Below are 18,787 nucleotides of genomic sequence, written 5' to 3'. Positions count from 1 at the left end.
TCAATCTTCGCGCGGATGGTCATCGTAATCCGTGGTCAAAATACGCGCGGCGTCCCCTTGGGGGTCGTCGAATTGACGCGACTTGATCGACCAAAAAAACGCCACCAGTCCGATGCCGCCCAAAAGCAATGAAATCGGGATCAAAAACACAAGAACGTTCATTTAAAACCTCTCAAACGCAGCGCATTGAGCGAAACCGTAATCGATGACGTCGACATGGCCAAGGCAGCGGCCAGAGGTGTGGCGAACCCCGCCAAGGCGATGGGAATGGCGATCATGTTATACCCCGCAGCGATGGCGAAGTTTTCTTTGATACGGCGGGTGGCAGATACGGCCAGCGTGGTGGCGTCCCCAATCGGGGCCAGAGAATTGCCCAACAAGACAATGTCAGAGACAACGCGGGTGGCTTCCAACGCAGAGGCTGGCGAAATGGACACATGGCTTGCGGCCAAAGCGGCCGTGTCATTCAACCCATCACCGATCATCAAAACCTTGCGCCCTGCCTCGGCCAATTCTTTGACCCGCGATGCTTTGCCAAGGGGCAGGCATTCGGCCTCCCACGCGTCAATGCCAACGCGCGCGGCAATATCAGCCACGGCGGCAGGCGCATCGCCTGACAGCAAGATAACATCTTTGCCTTGGGCTTTGAGCGCCGCCACGGCCTGTTCCGCCCCGTCGCGCAGATGATCGACAAAGGTGAAGGCCACAGCAGGCTGATCACCGATTTGCAGATAAGTGGCGGTTTGCGCCAAGGCCTCAGCCCCCAACCAAGCGGCGCGGCCAAGGCGGATGCGCTGGCCATTCCACTGGGCCTCGATCCCTTGACCTGGAACTTCGGTAATTTCTGAAACGTCCGCAGGGGCGCAATGAGATGCACGCGCCGCGTCATACAAAGCGGAGGACAATGGATGTGCCGATCCTGCGGCCAAGGCCATCACGATGGAGCGCGCCTCAGGCGCAATCGCATCCCAGTTTGAGGGCTGCGGGCGGCCTTGGGTCAGCGTACCGGTTTTGTCGAACACAACCGTATCGACCTCGGCCAGTCGTTCCAATGCTGTGGCCGATTTGATCAGCATGCCAGCGCGAAACAACCGCCCAGAGGCAGCGGTGGTCACGGCAGGCACGGCCAATCCTAGCGCGCAAGGACAGGTGATGATCAAGACGGCCACAGCGACATTGAGCGCATGACGCACATCGCCCGTGGCCACAACCCAGCCGATAAAGGCGAAAAGAGCCAACAAATGCACCAAGGGGGCGTAAATGCGTGCGGCGCGGTCGGCCAAAGACGTATAGCGATTGCGCGAAGTTTCCGCCATTGCGACCAAATCGGCCAAGCGGTGCAAAGAACTGTCCGCGCCCGCAGCCGTGACCTGCACCAGCAATGGTCCTGTTAAATTCACCTCGCCTGCGCTGACGAGAGAGCCTTTTGCTGCCCCCACAGGCAGGGTTTCCCCTGTCAGCAGCGAGCGATCCAATTCAGACGCGCCGCCTGTGACGATCCCGTCCACAGGCACCCGCGCACCGGGGACAACCCGCACGATGTGATCGGTGGTGAGGTCTCCGATGGGCACAATTGTCCCGTCGTCCAGCATGGCGCGGGGCACTTCTAAGGCCGCGAGTTCTTCGGCGGCAGAGCGTGCAATGGACCGCGTGCGGTAATCGAGATAGCGCCCAGCGAGCAGGAAAAACGTCAAAGACAAAGCCGCGTCGAAATAGGCATGTCTGCCCGACAATGAGATCTCGTAGAGTGACATGCCAACGGCCAACAAGATGGCCAAGGAAATCGGCACATCCATATTCAATCGCTTGGCGCGCAGGGCTGTCCATGCCGAGATGAAAAACGGCTGGGCGGCATAGGCGATGGCTGGCACAGCAATAGCGGCCGAAATCCAGTGGAACATATCGCGGGTGGCGTCCGAGGCACCCGACCAGACCGCCACGGACAGCAGCATGACATTCATCATGGCGAAACCCGACACGGCGATGCGGGTCAAAATGGCTCGGCCCGCGCGGTCGGTTTGTGTGGCGGCCAAAGTGCCCGCGTCCAGCTCATAGGCTTCAAAGCCGATGGCGGTCAGCGCATCGGCCAGCTCTTGGCCGGATGTCGTGTCGTCTGCCTCTACTTGCGCGCGTTTTAGGGTCAGATTGACCCGTGCCGCCCGCACGCCTGATTGTCGCATAAGCGCGCGTTCCACGCCTGAAATACAAGCGGCGCAATGAATAGCTGGCAGCGACAAGGTGATCTGACTGTCTTTCATATCCCGCTCATGAGCCATGTCTTTGGCAGCGGGGGCTGCAAGACAGGCTGGGCAGGCGGATATTTGAGCTTGAGACATAACGCGCGCCTTGATCAGCGTTTCACATGGATAACGACGCGTTGTTTAAACGGCGTGCCGTCAAGCGCTGTGGCCACCATGCGGTAATTCCAATTGCCCGTCGCCAACGGGCCAGTGTCGGCCACGTAAGACGTGCCGTTAAAGGTGAATTGGGGCGTTTGATCTTGGCTGGTGTTGGTCGCGCGCCCCAAGGTGCCCGCAATAGAGGCCACTTGAACCGGCAATCCGTCTGCGCCGGTGATGGTCACGTAAAGCTTTTCGTCTTTGTCGGTGGCATCAATCGTCCACCCCAAGGCTTCTTGCGAGGCCTTGTCGACGTCAAACGTTTGTGAGGCGACGTAAGAATTTTTCACCTCAAGCCCCGGAAAGGTGCGAATGGCGCTATAGGCCATAAACAGATTCACCCCGATGATAACCGAAAAAGCCGAAACAGTCCCGATCAAGACATGTTTGCCAGTGATTTCACGTGTCATATTAATTGCCTTTTCCATTGAAAACGGTCTCGGTTGAGGCGCGATCATCATTGGTTGTATCTGTCACCCACATGGTGAACGGTGTTCTGTCAGATGTCGCTGGCCCAGATTGTGCGGGTGCGATCACATAAACGCGCTGCAATTTGGTGCCATCTGCGGGCACAAGCACAGTTTGATCTTCGCCCCCTTCGATGTCCACCAGCAAATCGTCAGAGCCCGTGGTCGAGATTTGGAACGGGCGATCCTCGCCATGTTTATTGCGCAGACGCACATCGTAAATGTTGCGAATAGAGCCATCAGACAACATCACATAGGTCGGGTTGCGCACAGGGGCGACGGTCATATCGATGTCGGACTGAATGAACAGCGCGAACAGCAGACCAAATCCGACAAGCGACCAAATGCCCGTGTACATGATCGTGCGTGGGCGCAGGATGTGTTTCCAAATGGGTTTGGGCGCATGACCTGCGATTTCGCGAGGCTCATCGGTCAAGGCCATGTAATCGATCAACCCGCGTGGCTTGCCGATCTTGTCCATAACGTCATCACAGGCATCAATACACAAACCGCAGGTGATACATTCCAACTGCTGACCGTCGCGGATATCGATACCCACAGGACAGACATTCACGCAAGCCATGCAATCAATGCAATCCCCCAAGCCCGAAGTATCTATGCCCTTGCGATGCTTTTCACGGGGCTCGCCGCGCCAATGACGATATCCCACCACAAGCGTATCTTCGTCCATCATCGCAGATTGGATACGCGGCCATGGACAGGCGTAGATGCAAATCTGTTCACGGGCAAACCCGCCAAAGAAAAACGTCGTCGCGGTCAAGACGGCCATAGTCCCGTAAGCCACCGGATGCGCATTGCCTGTCACCAGATCGACCAACAATGTGGGCGCATCTGTAAAGTAAAACACCCAAGCCCCGCCTGTCGCCAGACCAATCAGCAGCCAGACGATCCATTTGGTCACACGCAGGCGCGCTTTGCGAAAATCGAGCTTTTTCTGACGGTGCAGACGCAAACGTGCGTTGCGATCACCTTCGATCCAACGTTCCACCAGAATATACAGATCTGTCCAAACTGTTTGCGGGCAGGCATAGCCACACCACACCCGCCCCGCCGCCGAGGTGAACAAGAACAGCCCCAGCCCTGCCATGATCAAAAGACCCGCGATAAAATAGAATTCATGCGGCCAAATTTCGATCCAGAAAAAGAAAAAGCGTCTGTTGGCCATATCCACCAGAATCGCCTGATCGGGCAGTTTCGGCCCACGATCAAAGCGCAGCCATGGCGACACGTAATACACGCCCAAGGTCAGGATCATGATGATCCACTTGAGATTGCGAAACACGCCTGAGACGCGACGCGGGAAAATGGGTTCGCGGGCTTTGTAGAGCTTGGGTGTGCTGTCTGATGAGCTCATGAGAGCGGCCTTTTCGACTGTTCGCGTTTGCACCTTAATGGGCGCGCGGGTTGTCCTAAACCTTGATTTGGATCAAGCTGGCCGTAAGTTGTATCTTGGATGTGACTTTTGTCGCAGCCGATGCAGCTTTTGTCGCACCCCTAAAAAACGTTAATGAGTTCAGATAACTTTAACAAATTTAAACGGCTGTCATAAATATGCGCCCGCAAAGCAAGGCGGGCGCATGAAATCTTTAATCGGATAATCACGCAAGGTAGGTGCGGAACCAAGCGATCATGCGTTTTTCGGCCAATTTCGCCATTTCCGCGTCATAGCGCGGCGTCGTGTCGTTGTGGAACCCGTGGTTCACACCGGGGTAAATATCGGCCACATAACGTTTGTCATTTTTTTCCAAAGCGTCTTGGTAAGCAGGCCACATGGCGTTGATGCGCTGATCAAGCGCTGCAAGCTGGATACGCAGCGGCGCTTGAATGGCAGCCACTTGTTCAGCGGTTGGTGTAGACCCATAGAACGGCACACCTGCGGCCATTTCAGGATAGGCCACTGCCAATTTGTTAACCACGCCACCACCGTAACAGAACCCTGTCGCACCGACTTTGCCGTTGGTGCCTTCCAGCGCTTGCAGATATTCGAACCCTGCAAAGAAATCATTAAGCAAAGCCTCTTGGTCGATGGTGCGCTGCATATCGCGCCCCTCATCATCTGTGCCAGGATAACCACCAAGCGAGGACAGACCATCGGGGCCCATCGCGATGAAACCGGCTTTGGCCAAACGACGCACAACATCGCGGATGTAGGGGTTCAGGCCACGGTTTTCATGCACCACAAGCACAGCAGCTGGCGGATTCGCGGGATCGATATTGGCAGGACGCACGAGATAAGCGGTGATCTCACCGGTGCCATCGGGGCTTTGGTAGGTGATGTCTTCGCCGATGATGTCGTCATCGTCTTCGGCCACTTGCTGTGCCAGCGCGTAATTCGGCGACAAAGTGCCAAGAATCGCAGCGGCAGTCAGACCACCGACGGCCCACTTGCCCGCGCGGTCCAAAAATTCGCGTTTTGTAATTTTGCCATGGGCGTAATAGTCGTAAAGATCAAGCAGATCTTGATCGAAATCGGCGGCCGTGAGACGTTCTTGGGTGGGTGTATTCATTGGGCAATCTCCTTGTGCATGACCTGACGTTAGCGCGACCAGTTCAAAAAGCTAATCAAATATTCGTTGGTGGGGAAATCTTGCCTGCTTGCACAAAAAAGCTGGCCACACGCGCGGCCAGCTTTGTCAGTTTTAAAAACCTCGGTGGAGTTATTCGCCACCGCCGCGTGTGTGCACATAGATGGCTGCGGCGTTAACCTCGGCTTGGGTCAAACGTTGACCCCAAGCTGGCATCACGCCGAAACGCGCCTCGGACACACTTTCATGGATGGTCTCGCGATCACCACCGTAAAGCCAGATCGCATCCGCCAGATTTGGAGCGCCGAAATCGCGATCACCGGTTCCGTCGTCTGCATGACAGGCCGCACAGTTTTCTTCGAACACAACCGCGCCCTCGATGGCCAGTGCTGAATCGAATTCAGACCCAGAGAGTTGCAACACGAATTCCACAACCTGGTCGATCTGTTCGGGTTCCAGAATTTCATCCGCTCCAAAGCGAGGCATCTCAGAATAGCGCGCATCATCTGTCTCGTTGCGAATACCGTGCTGGATCGAATAGGCGATTTCATCCACAGTGCCACCCCAAAGCCAATCATTGTCCAAAAGATTCGGATAGCCTTTGGCACCCGCCGCTCCAGAGCCGTGGCACTGCGAACAATTGGAGCGAAACACAGCCGCGCCCATGTTTGTTGCATAATCGCCAAGCGGTGTGTTTGGCAGGATGTCAGCCACATTGGCAGCGGCCAATTCGGCGTTGATGCCAGCGTTCATCTCGTCAAAGGTTTGGATATCCTTGGCCACTTCTGCGCGGGTTGAATACCCCAGCAAACCAGTGGTAGCCCCTTTGATCAAAGGCCAAGCGGGATAGGCGATAGAATAGCCAATCGCCCAAACGATACACAGATAAAAGGTCCACAACCACCAACGCGGCAAGGGGTTGTTATACTCTTCAATCCCATCCCAAGAATGGCCTGTGGTTTCGACCTCGGTCTTGTCTTGCTTCTTACTCATGACTGAGACTCCTCAGTATCAAGGGGGGCGTCTTCATGGCGAAATGGAATATTCGCGATCTCTGCGTGCCGTTTGCGACTGCCCGGTCTGAACGACCAGACAACAGCGCTGACAAAGAACACAAACATGGCCAAAAGCACCCAAGAGTCTGCGAGTTCACGAAAGATATGATAATTCATGGCACTCTCTCCTATCGAGACGCGTCGGGGGTAAAGGTCGAGAAATCAACCAAAGTCCCCAGCATTTGCATGTAAGCGATCAAAGCATCCATTTCTGAAATGCCAGCCTCACCATCAAAATTGCGCACCTGCGCGTTTGGATAGCGTTCCAACAAAGCATCATAATCAGAGTCGGGATCAGCCTGCGCCAAAAAGTCGTCGCGCGCGGCTTCGATCATCTCGTCGGTGTAAGGCACCCCAACCATTTTATGCGCCTTGAGCAGATCATCGATATACTCAGGCTCGATCATCGTATCCGTTAAGAAGCCGTATTTCGGCATCACGGATTCAGGCACAACGGATTGCGGGTCGGTCAAGTGATCCACATGCCATTCATCTGAATAGCGCCCGCCAACACGGGCCAAATCTGGCCCTGTGCGCTTTGAGCCCCATTGGAACGGGTGATCGTATTGCGATTCAGCCGCCAAGGAATAGTGGCCATACCGCTCGACTTCGTCACGCATCGGACGGATCATTTGCGAGTGACAGACGTAACAGCCTTCACGCACATAGATATCGCGACCGGTGAGTTCCAAAGGCGAATAAGGCCGCATGCCTTCCACGTCTTCGATGGTGTTCTCAAGATAGAACAAAGGCGCGATTTCGACGATCCCGCCGATGGACACCACCAAGAGCGACCCAACCAATAGAATGGTTGCGTTGGTCTCGATGAACTTGTGTTTGTCTAGAAGTCCCATATCTGAGCGCCCCCTATTCTGCCGGAGCCATGGCCGCCGCGTCTGCAATTGCAGGCGCACGACGCACAGTCATCCAGAGGTTATAGACCATAATGAGCGATCCAGCGAGGTAGAGAACCCCACCCAACGCGCGCACGACATACATCGGATGTTTGGCGGCCACTGTGTCGGCGAATGCGTTGACCAAGAACCCTTGGCTGTCGACTTCGCGCCACATCAGGCCTTCCATAATACCGGTGACCCACATAGACGCCGCGTATAAAACGATGCCGATTGTGGCCAACCAGAAGTGCCAAGACACCAGACCCAAAGAATACAAACGCTCTTTGTGCCACAGTTTGGGCACGAGGAAGTAGAGCACACCAAAGGTGATCATACCGTTCCAACCCAAAGCACCAGAGTGCACGTGGCCGATGGTCCAGTCGGTATAATGCGACAGCGAGTTCACAGCGCGGATCGACATCATTGGACCCTCAAATGTGGACATGCCGTAGAAACCGATAGAGATCACCATCATGCGAATAACAGGATCAGTGCGCAGCTTGTCCCATGCGCCAGACAGCGTCATCAAACCGTTGATCATCCCGCCCCAAGACGGCATCCACAACACGATCGAGAACACCATGCCAAGGGTCGACGCCCAGTCTGGCAAAGCGGTGTAATGCAAGTGGTGCGGACCCGCCCAGATGTACAAAAAGATCAAAGCCCAAAAGTGGATGATGGACAATTTGTACGAAAACACCGGACGCTCGGCTTGTTTTGGCACGAAGTAATACATCATTCCAAGGAAGCCCGCGGTCAAGAAAAAGCCCACAGCATTGTGGCCGTACCACCACTGGGTCATCGCGTCTTGCACGCCTGAGAACAGCTGCACAGATTTGGACCCAAAGATGGACACGGGCACAGCCAAGTTGTTGACGATGTGCAGCATCGCGATGGTCACGATGAACGACAGGTAAAACCAGTTCGCCACATAGATGTGCTTTTCTTTACGGGTCATCAGCGTGCCAAGGAACACCAGCAAATAAGCGACCCAAACGACAGTCAGCCAAATATCGATGTACCATTCAGGCTCAGCGTATTCTTTGGATTGGGTGATCCCCAGCAAGTATCCTGTTGCCGCCAGAACGATGAACAGGTTGTAGCCCCAAAACACGAACCACGCCAAATTTCCGCCCCAAAGGCGGACAGCGGATGTGCGTTGCACCACGTAAAAGGACGATGCGATCAAGGCGTTACCGCCAAATGCAAAGATCACCGCAGAGGTGTGCAAGGGACGCAAACGCCCAAAGTTGCCGTAGCCTTGCAGGAAATCAAAGTTCAGTTGAGGAAAGGCCAATTGAAACGCAATGAACGTTCCAGCCAGAAACCCAACAACACCCCAGCCAGCAGTCGCAATCACCCCAAAACGCACCGGACCGTCCAGATAGCCTTTGGGCTTTTCAACGACTTCGCCAGCTTGGCGCAGTGTGTAAATAAATGTCATGGCGGTGGCCGCCATGAAGATCAGCGCATGGATCTGATAACCCAAATCGCGCCCGTAATTTGCAGCCAGACCAGCGAGGATCATCACGACCCCCAATACGGCCAGCTTAATATAGCTCCACATTTTCGCGTCCCTTCGTCGAATGGCCTGTTGATCGGCCATAATGGACCCGCAGATGAGACTACGAGTCATGATATATCGGGTTTGTACGACATCGGCTTAAGACACATTGATCTAAGTCAAAGGATTGATGGATCGCGCGACAATTGCGACATTTGTGGCGGGCGCTTCTGCTCAAATAGCCACATTGATCTCAATCAAAGCCCGAAATCGCGCTCAGGCGCACAATGGAGACAGATAGACCTCAAACAGGAGTCTCCAAATGTCCTTTAAAACCCTCACCACCATCGTCTGCGATGAAACCGCTGACATGCATGCTCTGAACGCCGCTGTCGCTTTGGCGCGCAGCAACGGAGCCCATCTCGACGTCATTTGCCTTGGCTTGGACCGGACGCAGCCTGGGTTTTATTACACAGGCACCAACGCTATGGTTTTGCAGGACAATCTGCAATTCGCGCTGGCTGAAAGTGAACGAATCGAATCCGTCATTCAACAGCATTTGCACGCCGAAGACATCTCATGGGCGGTGCGGCCGATGACTGCACAAATGGCCGGCCTTACGCCACAGCTGTCAAGCATTCTACGGTTCTCTGATCTTGTCGTTCTGCCGCGTCCTTACGGCGACGGTCGCGGCCATGAGCACGAAGAAATTTTGGAAGCTGCACTATTTTCATGTCGCGTCCCCGTGCTGGTCATGCCCGACAACGCCACCCTGCCCGATCCTATCAGTCGTGTTGTGGTGGCTTGGAATGAAAGCAATGAGGCGCTTGGATCTGTGCGGTCAGCTTTGCCAATTTTGACCGAGGCCGACAGTGTGAACATCACCATAATCGATCCGCCTCAACACGGCCCCGATCGCTCTGATCCAGGCGGGGCGCTGTGCCAGATGCTCAGCCGCCATGGCGTAGCGGTCGAAGTGTCCGTGCTGGCCAAAACCATGCCCCGTGTGTCCGATGTGCTGTGTCGTCACCTGAACGATCAAGATGCACAGCTATTGGTTATGGGCGCTTACGGTCATTCGCGGTTGCGTCAATCGATCATGGGCGGCGCCACACGCAACATGCTGGAAATGGCAGAACTGCCTGTATTCATGGCGCATTAAAACGCATCAACGCCCCTGCCCGCGTCACAGAGCACCGTCGTTTTGTGGCGCGGAGACATTTCAGACCAATGAACTGGACTGGACCTTACCTGATTTCAATCCGCGCATGCGTAAACGGCGCTATGACACCATGCCGCCGTCAGCGTCATCACCGGTTTCGGCCATCAGCGCATCGAAATCTGGGATGATCACCTTGCGTTTGCCCTCAAGCAACACAATCCCCTCACGTTTGAACGCAGACATCTGCCGCGACACGGTTTCCAACGTGAGGCCCAAATAATCCGCCATCGCCTCACGGGTCAAAGGCAATTCAAACGACGTGCCGTTTTCTGCGGTTTGCAATGCAAGCGATGCTTCGCGACGGGCCAAAATCGTCAGCAAGGACGCGATTTTTTCCCGCGCAGTTTTGCGCCCCAAAATCAACATCCATTCGCGCGCGGCATCCAATTCGTCCAACGTCATTTCAAGCAAGCGTTGTCCGATATGCGGCGTTTGCAACATTATGTTTTCAAAAGGTTTTCGCCGAAAGCAACATAGGGTCAGATTGCTGACAGCCACGACATCGTAGGCGGCAAATTCACGCCCGGGGCGGCCCAAGAAATCAGAGGGCAATAACAGCCCAACCATTTGCGTGCGCCCGTCTTCCATCGCTTGGCTGAGCGAGGCGACACCCGTCACCACAGAGGCGACAAAGTCCATAGTGTCACCGGACCAAATAACAGGCTGCCCCGCTTCAAAGGACCGATAAAATTTGATCGAGTCGAGCGTTTCCAGCTCATCCGCTTCACAACGCGCACAAACGGCACGGTGACGGATGGGGCATGTACCGCAGTCTTTTGGGTCAAATGTCATAACTATCCTGCTCACTCACGCATTTTGATCTGGGTCAAAGCGCAACCAGCTTGTGCCCCGTAAATCCTACTCTCATGACGATCCACACACAACTCCGCAATCTGGGCCTGTTTGATGCTCGTGTACCGCGCTACACGAGCTATCCAACCGCGCCACATTTTTCAACCGACATCACTGCGACACAAGTGAGCAGTTGGATGACGCATCTTGACCCAAATGTGCCCATATCGCTGTATGTTCATGTGCCGTTTTGTCGCCGTTTATGTTGGTTTTGTGCTTGTCGGACCCAAGGCACCAGCACCCTTAGTCCCGTCGCGGCCTATATCGAGACGCTCAAACTTGAATTGCAGCTGGTCACAAGCCACCTGCCCGCGGGCATTCAGATCGGCCATTTGCATTGGGGGGGCGGCACGCCGACCTTATTAGATGCCAGCATGATCGCCGATTTGACCTCTGCAATCAATGATCTGGCCCCATTTGCGCAAAATTATGAATTTTCGGTCGAAATTGATCCCAACGAAATCGATGATGACCGTCTGGACGCTTTGGCAAAAGCGGGCATGAATCGTGCCTCTATCGGCGTACAGGATTTCAACCCAGAGATTCAAAAGACCATCGGCCGCATGCAGTCTTACGAGATCACCAAGGCCGCCGTAGATGGCTTGCGCGCCCGTGGGATCAAATCGCTTAACGCTGACATTTTATACGGATTGCCGGGGCAAACCCGCGAACGCATCGCCGACAGTGTGAACAAGCTTTTGTCGCTGTCGCCGGATCGTGTGGCGTTGTTCGGATACGCCCATGTGCCATGGGTGGCGCGGCGTCAATCGATGATTCCGACAGACGCCTTACCAACCCCACAAGAGCGGTTGGACTTGTTCAACGTTGCCCGTGATCTGTTTACGATGGATGGCTATGCCGAAATTGGCATCGATCACTTTGCCCGCAACGGCGATGGGTTGGAAATCGCAGCACGATCCGGCAAGCTACGTCGGAATTTCCAAGGGTATACAAACGATAAATGTCAGACGATGATCGGTGTCGGCGCGTCCTCAATCGCCAAATACGCCGACGGATATGCGCAAAATGCGCCTGCGACATCTGAGTATCAAAAACGGGTGCGCGCAGGCGAATTGCCGATCAGCAAAGGTCATGCCTTTACCGCAGAAGACCATTTGCGCGGGCGTATTATCGAAGCCTTGATGTGTGATTTTCAAGTCAACTACAGCGACCTTGCGGCGCGGTTTGACCTGAGCCAATCCGACTTTGACGCTTTTGCGATCTCGGTCGATGCAGCCTTTCCCAAGATGCTTGGCATTTCAAAAACATCGATTAAAATCCGCGAACAGGCGCGTCCTTTGACCCGCATGATTGCGCGCCATTTTGACACTTACGCGATGGCGCAAACACAACACTCCTCTGCTGTATAAGCACAAGCACGATCCACGATATCATTTCGGCCATTGGCGTTCGTCATATGGTCGTTTGTGGTATTCTTCAACCGCGTGGGTTGCGCGCGGAATGGGTGGTTCCGTAAACTGAGATCGATTTCGAATGTGGCAAAAGCGAGGGATTATAACGCGCGCTGCGCCAAGGTACTTTTGTAAAAAATCTTGCATATGCACGTCAGATTTTTTTTCGATTCTATCACTCATTTATCCAGACTTTTCCGCGCCAAAGCGGCGATAAGATCAGTGCAAGTGACGATCCCTATTAGCTGACCGCGCTCCAAGACGGGCACGGCGTCAACCGCTCCGTCAGCCATCTGGGGAAGAAGCGCAGACAAAGGGGTGTCCGCCGTTGCACGCGGCCCGCCAACGCTCATGATATCTGTTGCCCGCACCGGCATTTCACGGCGTCGATCAAGAAGCCGTTTCATCGCCTTGCCAAAACCGCGATTTAGACGAAGACTATCTTCACGCGCTCTGTCGATGAGATGTATTTGGAAAATAACCCCCAAAAACCGGCTATCATCCCCAACGACCGGCAATGCTGTAAATCGGTGACGCCGGAACAAATCTGCGATCTCTGTTAAAGGCGTGTCTGGCTCTACGGTAATCAGATTGCGCGACATGATATCAGCAGCAACTGTCGGCCCCGATCTGTTGGCCGCGACCTGCAGTTCCGCAGCTCCTATCAATCGCGCCAGATCCTCGACACCAAGGTTAAAAGATTGCCTATAACGGTCCAGAATGTTGGTCAGGTCAGCTTCGGACAATCCAAAACGTTCCATTGGCTCAGGGTCTTGTGTTCCGTAACTGTTCGGATCATCGAATTGGCGAAATGGATAATGTCGCCCAGTCATGCGCCCGTACGCTATGGCAATGAGGACCAGCAAGACCGTACCGATTCCAATCGGCATCAGGGCAAAATAAAATCCCAATTCTTGCACTGTTTCGGGGCTCATGGCGACGGTCATGGCGACAGCACCCGCGGGTGGATGCAGCGCCCGACACAGCATGATCGCGGTAATTGCCAGCCCCACAGCTAAAGCAATACGAAGAACGGGATCATGCACGACCAAACAGACAGCGACACCGACCAAAGCGGCGACCACGTTGCCAACGATTGCCGACCAGGGCTGCGCCAAAGGGCTATTCGGAACGGCAAAAAGAAGTACCGAACTCGCCCCGAATGGCGCGACCAAATATAAACCAAGTTTCAAATCAACTGTCGGTGCCAGAATAAAGGCACCGGCCAAGGCAAGTCCGATGAAGGCTCCTAACCCCGCCCGCAACGCTTCTATCGGAGGACTTTTCGCGACGGCAGGACCAAACGAACCAAGGAGTGACACAGTAAAACCTTTCAGTAATCAGCAGGCTCGTCTTTTTCAAAACTTAAGCGAATTGGCAATACCTTTACTTAAGGTCAACAAGACCTGAACATCGCTCGACCGCGTGTGAGCTTTTTAAAAACAAGTGTGATTGACGTGGTTTTAGAAGACTTCGCAGTTGTGACAGACCTATCATTTCATTGAGCAAATGTTTCAAGGCACCATGACCAAACGGTATCCAACATAGGACGAGGTCGCTGTGATTTTTTTCTCACAAGATAATAATTCCGCTCTGACACGTCGCCAGCGGGACCGACATCAATCAGTCGCCCAGCCTCTAAATCCGCTTGAACAAACGCACGACTGACGATTGCCACCCCTTGCCCTGCCAAAGCGGCATCAATCGCCAAAGAAATCTGGTTGAAGACCGGTCCCAACAATCGATCCTCGGTGTCGAAGTATTTTTGCCAGTGACCATAGGCATCGTGCAGAAGTGGCATAGAGCGCAGACTGACCTGCGTCGGGGCGCGCCCCCCATTCTTTAAAAGATGCGGACTGCAGACCATGATGAAATCTTGACGGAACAGCAGTTGCGCCTCGTGCTCTGGCGAAAAGGGAGGGCAAGTTTCGCGTACGGAAATATCAACTTGATCGCGGTCAAAATCCGTTATCGCAACCGTCGCGATTGTGCGGATGTTTACGTCAGGAAGAAGGGCGTTCAAGGATGGCAGGCTCTGGATCAAGAGCCTCGTCGCGAAGGTTGGCGTCACGCTGATCGTCAAGCTGTCATCGGCATCACTGATCTGATCCGTCGCCTCCAGCAAAATATCGAAAGCGTGTTTAACCTCAGCGTGGTAAACAGCGCCCCGCGGTGTCAAGGCAACGCCTCGTGGCAGGCGTATAAATAGGGCCTGCCCCAAATAATCTTCCAACAAACGGATCTGCTGCGCCACCGCGCCTTGCGACACGCCAAGGTCTTCTGAAGCCGCACGAAAGTTAAGGCGTCGCCCAGCAGCAGCAAAGGCACGCAGAGCATTCATTGGCGGTAATTTTTTTCGGATATCGCGCATAATAAGCCTATAGATTTTCTACAGCCTACAGCGTTCCGATTTGAGGTGAAACCCCCGTAAATATCCGTCATTGATGCTTCAGCTCACGACTGGTCCATAGTCGGTGATGTTCCCTTAATTAAGGATAAAGACGATGACGCAACGCGCCGCAATTCTACCGACATCTTATTCCGTGATTCTCGCAGTCAGCAGCACACATCTCATCAATGATTTGATCCAGTTTTTACTGCCTGCACTCTATCCCCTGCTGAAATCCGAATATGCCCTCAGCTATTTCCAACTCGGTCTGTTGACGCTGGCACAGCAAATTACGGCCTGCATTTTACAACCTATTCTCGGACTTTATGGCGATCTGCGCCCCAAGCCCTATTCACTTGCCGTTTCTCTAGCGATCGTCGCAATCGGCGTGGTTATGTTGGCGACAGCAGGATCGTTCGAAGGGTTATTACTGGCCTCTGCCGTACTGGGACTTGGCTCTGCGTTGTTTCACCCAGAGGCATCGCGTGTCTGTCGTATGGCGTCCGGCGGCCGTCTTGGGTTTGCCCAATCCAGCTTTCAGGTGGGCGGAAATACAGGCACAGCTCTTGGTCCCTTGGCTGCTGCGCTGATTGTATTGCCACTTGGCCAGTTCAGCACAATCTGGTTCGGCCTGCTTGCGGTTTGTGGCATTATGATCCTTTTGTGGGTCGCACGATGGTTTACACAACACCAGCGCATGATGCAGGCCACCGGAACACCCGTTGTAGGACCAGCCATACCGCGCAAGCGTCTTATCATTGCATTCGCGGTGCTTGGGGCCTTGCTGCTCAGTAAATTCGTTTATATCGAAACTTTTAAGGCCTATTACGTCTTTTTCCTGATCGAAAAATTCGGTCTCGACATTCCCCACGCGCAGGGTCTGCTATTCGTCTTTCTTGCTGCGGTTGCTTTTGGCACGTTTTTCGGGGGGCCGGTCGGGGATCGTATTGGCCGCAAAAAAGTCATCTGGGGGTCAATTCTTGGCGCCCTTCCTTTTGCAGCTGTGTTGCCCCACACCCCGCTATGGATCGCCGTCTGTCTAAGCGTTATTGTAGGATTGGTCTTGTCATCAGCCTTCTCGGCCATTGTGGTCTATGCGCAAGAACTGTTGCCACAAAAGGTCGGAATGGTTGCTGGGTTCGTCTTTGGTTTTGCATTTGGCATAGGGGCGCTTGGCGCAGCGGCCCTTGGGGCATTGGCAGACCACATTGGAATGCAACAGGTTTTTGGCTATCTGGCCATGCTTCTCTGTCTTGGGTTCCTGACGATATTTCTACCCGATATTGAATGACACTTGGGGGTTGGAAACGTCCGACAAAGGCACTATCTGGCCTTCCATCCCCCATTGCGCAAGCAGTGTTCTGCAATCATGACGTTATTTGATGGCTGTAGCTGCGAGAGCCTGCAACACATTTAATAACGTCTAACAGCGTCGCTATTTCCAGTCGAAAAATCCATCGCCAGCGCGGGCTAGAAGACGTTCGGCCAACTCAATTCCCATGGCTGCCCCTTGGTCAATCGGGCCTGAGATGTCATCGCTCAGCGCCTCGGACCCATCAATGCGCAGAATTTCACCGCGCAGGTGTAAAGTGTCGCCGTTCAATGTCGCAAGCCCCGCAATCGGTGTTTCGCAAGACCCGTCCAAAGCGGCCAAAAACGCGCGCTCTGCCGCCAAGCGCTGCCCCGTTGGCACATCATGCAAAGCCGTCAACAGCCTCTGGGTATTCGCATCATCCAAGCGCCGCTCGATGCCAATGGCCCCTTGGGCCACGGCTGGCAACATTTCTTCGGGCGTAATTTCACTGCGCGGCACGTCTGCAGCATTCAAACGATTCAGCCCCGCCATGGCCAAAAACGTCGCCTCTGCCACGCCGTCTTTCAGCTTTTTTAGCCGCGTTTGCACATTGCCACGAAACTCAACAACATTCAGATCAGGACGACGGTGCAACAATTGCGCTTTGCGGCGCAAGGACGACGTGCCAACCGTTGCCCCTTGGGGCAGGTCTTTTAACGCGCCGCCACCAAGCTGCACAAAAGCATCACAGGGATTTTCGCGCGGCAGGTAGCAATCAAGGATCAGGCCTTCGGGTTGATCGACGGGCATATCTTTCATCGAATGCACCGCAATATCGATGTCACCCGCCAAAAGCTGGTCTTCGATTTCGCGGGTGAACAACCCCTTGCCGCCGATTTCTTTGAGGGCGCGATCTTGCACGCGGTCGCCTTGGGTGGAAATCACCACCACCTCAAACGCCTCAACCGGCAGATCAAAGGCGGCCATCAATCGCGCACGGGTTTCATGGGCTTGTGCCAGTGCCAAAGGCGATCCACGGGTACCGATTTTCAAAGTGCGAGCGGGGGTTGGGAATGTGACTGTCATATCCAAGACCTACCTGCGACGTGATGGCCTGACAAGCATGGAATGCTTGACAAAACACCGCAGGCACGAGACCAACGTCCAAGCAATTTTGGAAGGGCAGATCATGGCAGATAAAACAATTCTCAAGGCATTGCGCGGTGAAACGCAAAGCGTGCCGCCGATTTGGATGATGCGTCAAGCGGGGCGCTATTTGCCCGAATATCGCGCCACCCGTGCCCAGGCCGGAGATTTTTTGAAACTGTGCTACAATCCTGAGCTGGCCGCAGAAGTCACCTTGCAACCGATCCGCCGTTTCGGCTTTGATGCGGCGATTTTATTCGCTGATATTTTGCTCTTGCCCCAAGCTTTGGGCGCCGATCTTTGGTTCGTCACTGGCGAAGGCCCGCGACTGTCCACAATCACCCAGCAATCCGATTTCAACGCGCTTAAAGGCAAAGACGACATCCACAAGGTGCTTTCCCCTGTTTACGAGACCGTCAAAATCTTAGCCCAAGAACTGCCCGACGAGACCACATTGATCGGTTTCGCAGGCGCGCCTTGGACCGTTGCCACCTATATGCTGGCAGGTCGCGGCACGCCGGATCAAGGCCCCGCCCATGCGCTGCGGATGGGCAATAACGAACTGTTTGAGAATGTCATAAACCTGCTGACCGTCAGCACGATTGAATATCTCGACATGCAAATTCGTGCAGGTGCGGAAGTGGTGAAGATCTTTGACAGCTGGGCGGGGTCTTTGAAAGGCGAGGCGTTCGAGAAATATGCTGTTGAACCTGCACGCCTTATCACCCGCGAGTTGAAACGCCGTCACCCGACTGTGCCGATCATCGGTTTTCCGCGTGAGGCTGGCGACGGTTACATCGGTTTCGCCAAAAAGACTGGTGTAGACTGTGTGGCGCTTGATAATTCTGTGACCCCTGAATGGGGCGCGGCCAATGTGCAAGTTGACGGTTGCGTGCAGGGCAACTTGAAATCATCACATATGGTCACAGGCGGTCAGGATTTAATCGACGAGGTGCGCCATGTGCGCGACACCTTCGCAAAGGGTCCGCATATTTTCAATCTCGGCCACGGTATCACGCCCGATGCTGATCCAGAAAACGTGGCTCTGATGATCGAAACACTGCGAGAAAACGCATGATCCGCGCCGCTATTCCCGCCGATATGGAATCCATCGCCGCGTTGCAAATCGCCAGTTGGCGCGGGGCATACCAAGGTCTGCTATCTGACGCATATCTCGGCCAGCCCGTCGTCGACGATCTGCGCGCCAAGTGGGTGGGCATGGATGTGCCTGCGGGCGATGTGCTGCTGGTGTCCGAAACAGATGGCGTCGTGGATGGGTTCATCTATGTGATGTGCGACCGAACCCCCACCTATATCGACAACCTGCATGTCTCGCCGACCCGCAAACGCGGCGGCATTGGCGAGGCCCTGTTGCGAGCCGCCGCCAAGCGTCTGATCGATCTAGGGCACAGCGCAGTTTCGTTGACAGTGATCACAGACAATCTACCCGCCGTTGCATTCTATGATAAAATGGGCGGAACGCGCGGCCCTGCGCAGGACGAAAAGCTCTACGGCGAACCGGTGCAAACCTACCCCGTGACGTGGGACGATTTACAGGCTTTGGCTGGATAAGCGCCTCTCACGCAAAGCACGCATATAAAAAGG

The 18,787-nt window shown here is 54.5% G+C and carries 18 protein-coding genes; 5 read left to right on the top strand and 13 right to left on the bottom strand.

Translation table 11 applies throughout. The features are described from left to right. The 9 genes from ccoS to ccoN form a co-directional block, all read right to left on the bottom strand. On the bottom strand, window positions 1-162 hold the full coding sequence (gene ccoS, locus KO497_RS14390) for a cbb3-type cytochrome oxidase assembly protein CcoS (RefSeq protein WP_215944643.1): 162 nt from the start codon (window positions 160-162) through the stop codon (window positions 1-3). After that, window positions 159-2,336: a heavy metal translocating P-type ATPase gene (locus KO497_RS14385; protein ID WP_215944642.1), complete on the bottom strand. Its 2,178-nt coding sequence runs from the start codon at window positions 2,334-2,336 to the stop codon at window positions 159-161. Before KO497_RS14385 ends, ccoS begins: the two co-directional genes overlap by 4 nt. Before the next feature lie 14 nt (window positions 2,337-2,350). Further along, window positions 2,351-2,809: a FixH family protein gene (locus KO497_RS14380; protein ID WP_215944641.1), complete on the bottom strand. Its 459-nt coding sequence runs from the start codon at window positions 2,807-2,809 to the stop codon at window positions 2,351-2,353. A gap of 1 nt (window position 2,810) precedes the next feature. Next, entirely contained in the window at window positions 2,811-4,241 is a 1,431-nt protein-coding gene (gene ccoG, locus KO497_RS14375; protein WP_215944640.1) for a cytochrome c oxidase accessory protein CcoG, read from the bottom strand. Window positions 4,242-4,485: 244 nt separating this feature from the next. Then, the gene (gene yghX, locus KO497_RS14370) at window positions 4,486-5,394 is read right to left on the bottom strand and encodes a YghX family hydrolase (protein WP_215944639.1); all 909 of its coding nucleotides are present in this window, start codon (window positions 5,392-5,394) and stop codon (window positions 4,486-4,488) included. A 150-nt stretch (window positions 5,395-5,544) separates the two neighbouring features. After that, window positions 5,545-6,405, bottom strand: a complete 861-nt coding sequence (gene ccoP / locus KO497_RS14365; protein WP_215944638.1) for a cytochrome-c oxidase, cbb3-type subunit III — start codon at window positions 6,403-6,405, stop codon at window positions 5,545-5,547. Further along, window positions 6,402-6,584: a cbb3-type cytochrome oxidase subunit 3 gene (locus tag KO497_RS14360; protein ID WP_215944637.1), complete on the bottom strand. Its 183-nt coding sequence runs from the start codon at window positions 6,582-6,584 to the stop codon at window positions 6,402-6,404. Before KO497_RS14360 ends, ccoP begins: the two co-directional genes overlap by 4 nt. Before the next feature lie 11 nt (window positions 6,585-6,595). Then, the gene (gene ccoO, locus KO497_RS14355; protein WP_215944636.1) at window positions 6,596-7,321 is read right to left on the bottom strand and encodes a cytochrome-c oxidase, cbb3-type subunit II; all 726 of its coding nucleotides are present in this window, start codon (window positions 7,319-7,321) and stop codon (window positions 6,596-6,598) included. 13 nt (window positions 7,322-7,334) lie between these two features. Beyond that, window positions 7,335-8,930, bottom strand: coding sequence for a cytochrome-c oxidase, cbb3-type subunit I (ccoN, locus tag KO497_RS14350; RefSeq protein ID WP_215944635.1), 1,596 nt, complete (start codon window positions 8,928-8,930; stop codon window positions 7,335-7,337). Window positions 8,931-9,189: 259 nt separating this feature from the next. On the opposite strand from ccoN, the gene KO497_RS14345 reads away from it, so the two are divergent. Beyond that, the gene (locus KO497_RS14345) at window positions 9,190-10,029 is read left to right on the top strand and encodes a universal stress protein (protein WP_215944634.1); all 840 of its coding nucleotides are present in this window, start codon (window positions 9,190-9,192) and stop codon (window positions 10,027-10,029) included. A gap of 120 nt (window positions 10,030-10,149) precedes the next feature. Here KO497_RS14345 and fnrL read toward each other — a convergent pair whose 3' ends face one another. Continuing rightward, window positions 10,150-10,881, bottom strand: a complete 732-nt coding sequence (fnrL, locus tag KO497_RS14340) for a transcriptional regulator FnrL (RefSeq protein ID WP_215944633.1) — start codon at window positions 10,879-10,881, stop codon at window positions 10,150-10,152. Between the two features lie 74 nt (window positions 10,882-10,955). Between fnrL and hemN the strand changes: the two genes are divergently transcribed. Then, window positions 10,956-12,311, top strand: a complete 1,356-nt coding sequence (gene hemN, locus KO497_RS14335) for an oxygen-independent coproporphyrinogen III oxidase (protein WP_215944632.1) — start codon at window positions 10,956-10,958, stop codon at window positions 12,309-12,311. Window positions 12,312-12,532: 221 nt separating this feature from the next. Here the strand turns inward: hemN and KO497_RS14330 are convergent, their stop codons facing one another. Then, entirely contained in the window at window positions 12,533-13,675 is a 1,143-nt protein-coding gene (locus KO497_RS14330) for an HPP family protein (protein WP_215944631.1), read from the bottom strand. A gap of 176 nt (window positions 13,676-13,851) precedes the next feature. Further along, a complete protein-coding gene (locus KO497_RS14325) occupies window positions 13,852-14,694 on the bottom strand; it encodes a LysR substrate-binding domain-containing protein (RefSeq protein ID WP_252729687.1) in 843 nt (280 codons plus the stop codon). 163 nt (window positions 14,695-14,857) lie between these two features. On the opposite strand from KO497_RS14325, the gene KO497_RS14320 reads away from it, so the two are divergent. After that, window positions 14,858-16,033 (top strand): MFS transporter, encoded by a 1,176-nt coding sequence (locus KO497_RS14320; protein ID WP_215944629.1) that lies wholly within the window; start codon window positions 14,858-14,860, stop codon window positions 16,031-16,033. A gap of 144 nt (window positions 16,034-16,177) precedes the next feature. Here KO497_RS14320 and hemC read toward each other — a convergent pair whose 3' ends face one another. Further along, window positions 16,178-17,122: a hydroxymethylbilane synthase gene (gene hemC, locus KO497_RS14315; protein WP_215944628.1), complete on the bottom strand. Its 945-nt coding sequence runs from the start codon at window positions 17,120-17,122 to the stop codon at window positions 16,178-16,180. Window positions 17,123-17,222: 100 nt separating this feature from the next. Here hemC and hemE point away from each other — a divergent pair, with 100 nt between their 5' ends. Next, window positions 17,223-18,260, top strand: coding sequence for a uroporphyrinogen decarboxylase (hemE, locus tag KO497_RS14310; RefSeq protein WP_215944842.1), 1,038 nt, complete (start codon window positions 17,223-17,225; stop codon window positions 18,258-18,260). Next, on the top strand, window positions 18,257-18,754 hold the full coding sequence (locus KO497_RS14305; RefSeq protein WP_215944627.1) for a GNAT family N-acetyltransferase: 498 nt from the start codon (window positions 18,257-18,259) through the stop codon (window positions 18,752-18,754). The genes hemE and KO497_RS14305 overlap by 4 nt, the downstream gene beginning before the upstream one ends. The last annotated feature ends 33 nt before the right edge of the window (window positions 18,755-18,787 follow it).

It is taken from the genome of Pacificibacter marinus, from assembly GCF_018860665.1.
Lineage (GTDB): Bacteria > Pseudomonadota > Alphaproteobacteria > Rhodobacterales > Rhodobacteraceae > Celeribacter > Celeribacter marinus_A.
Note: the sequence above shows the minus strand (reverse complement) of the source record. Positions and strands in the feature narration are given on the sequence as shown.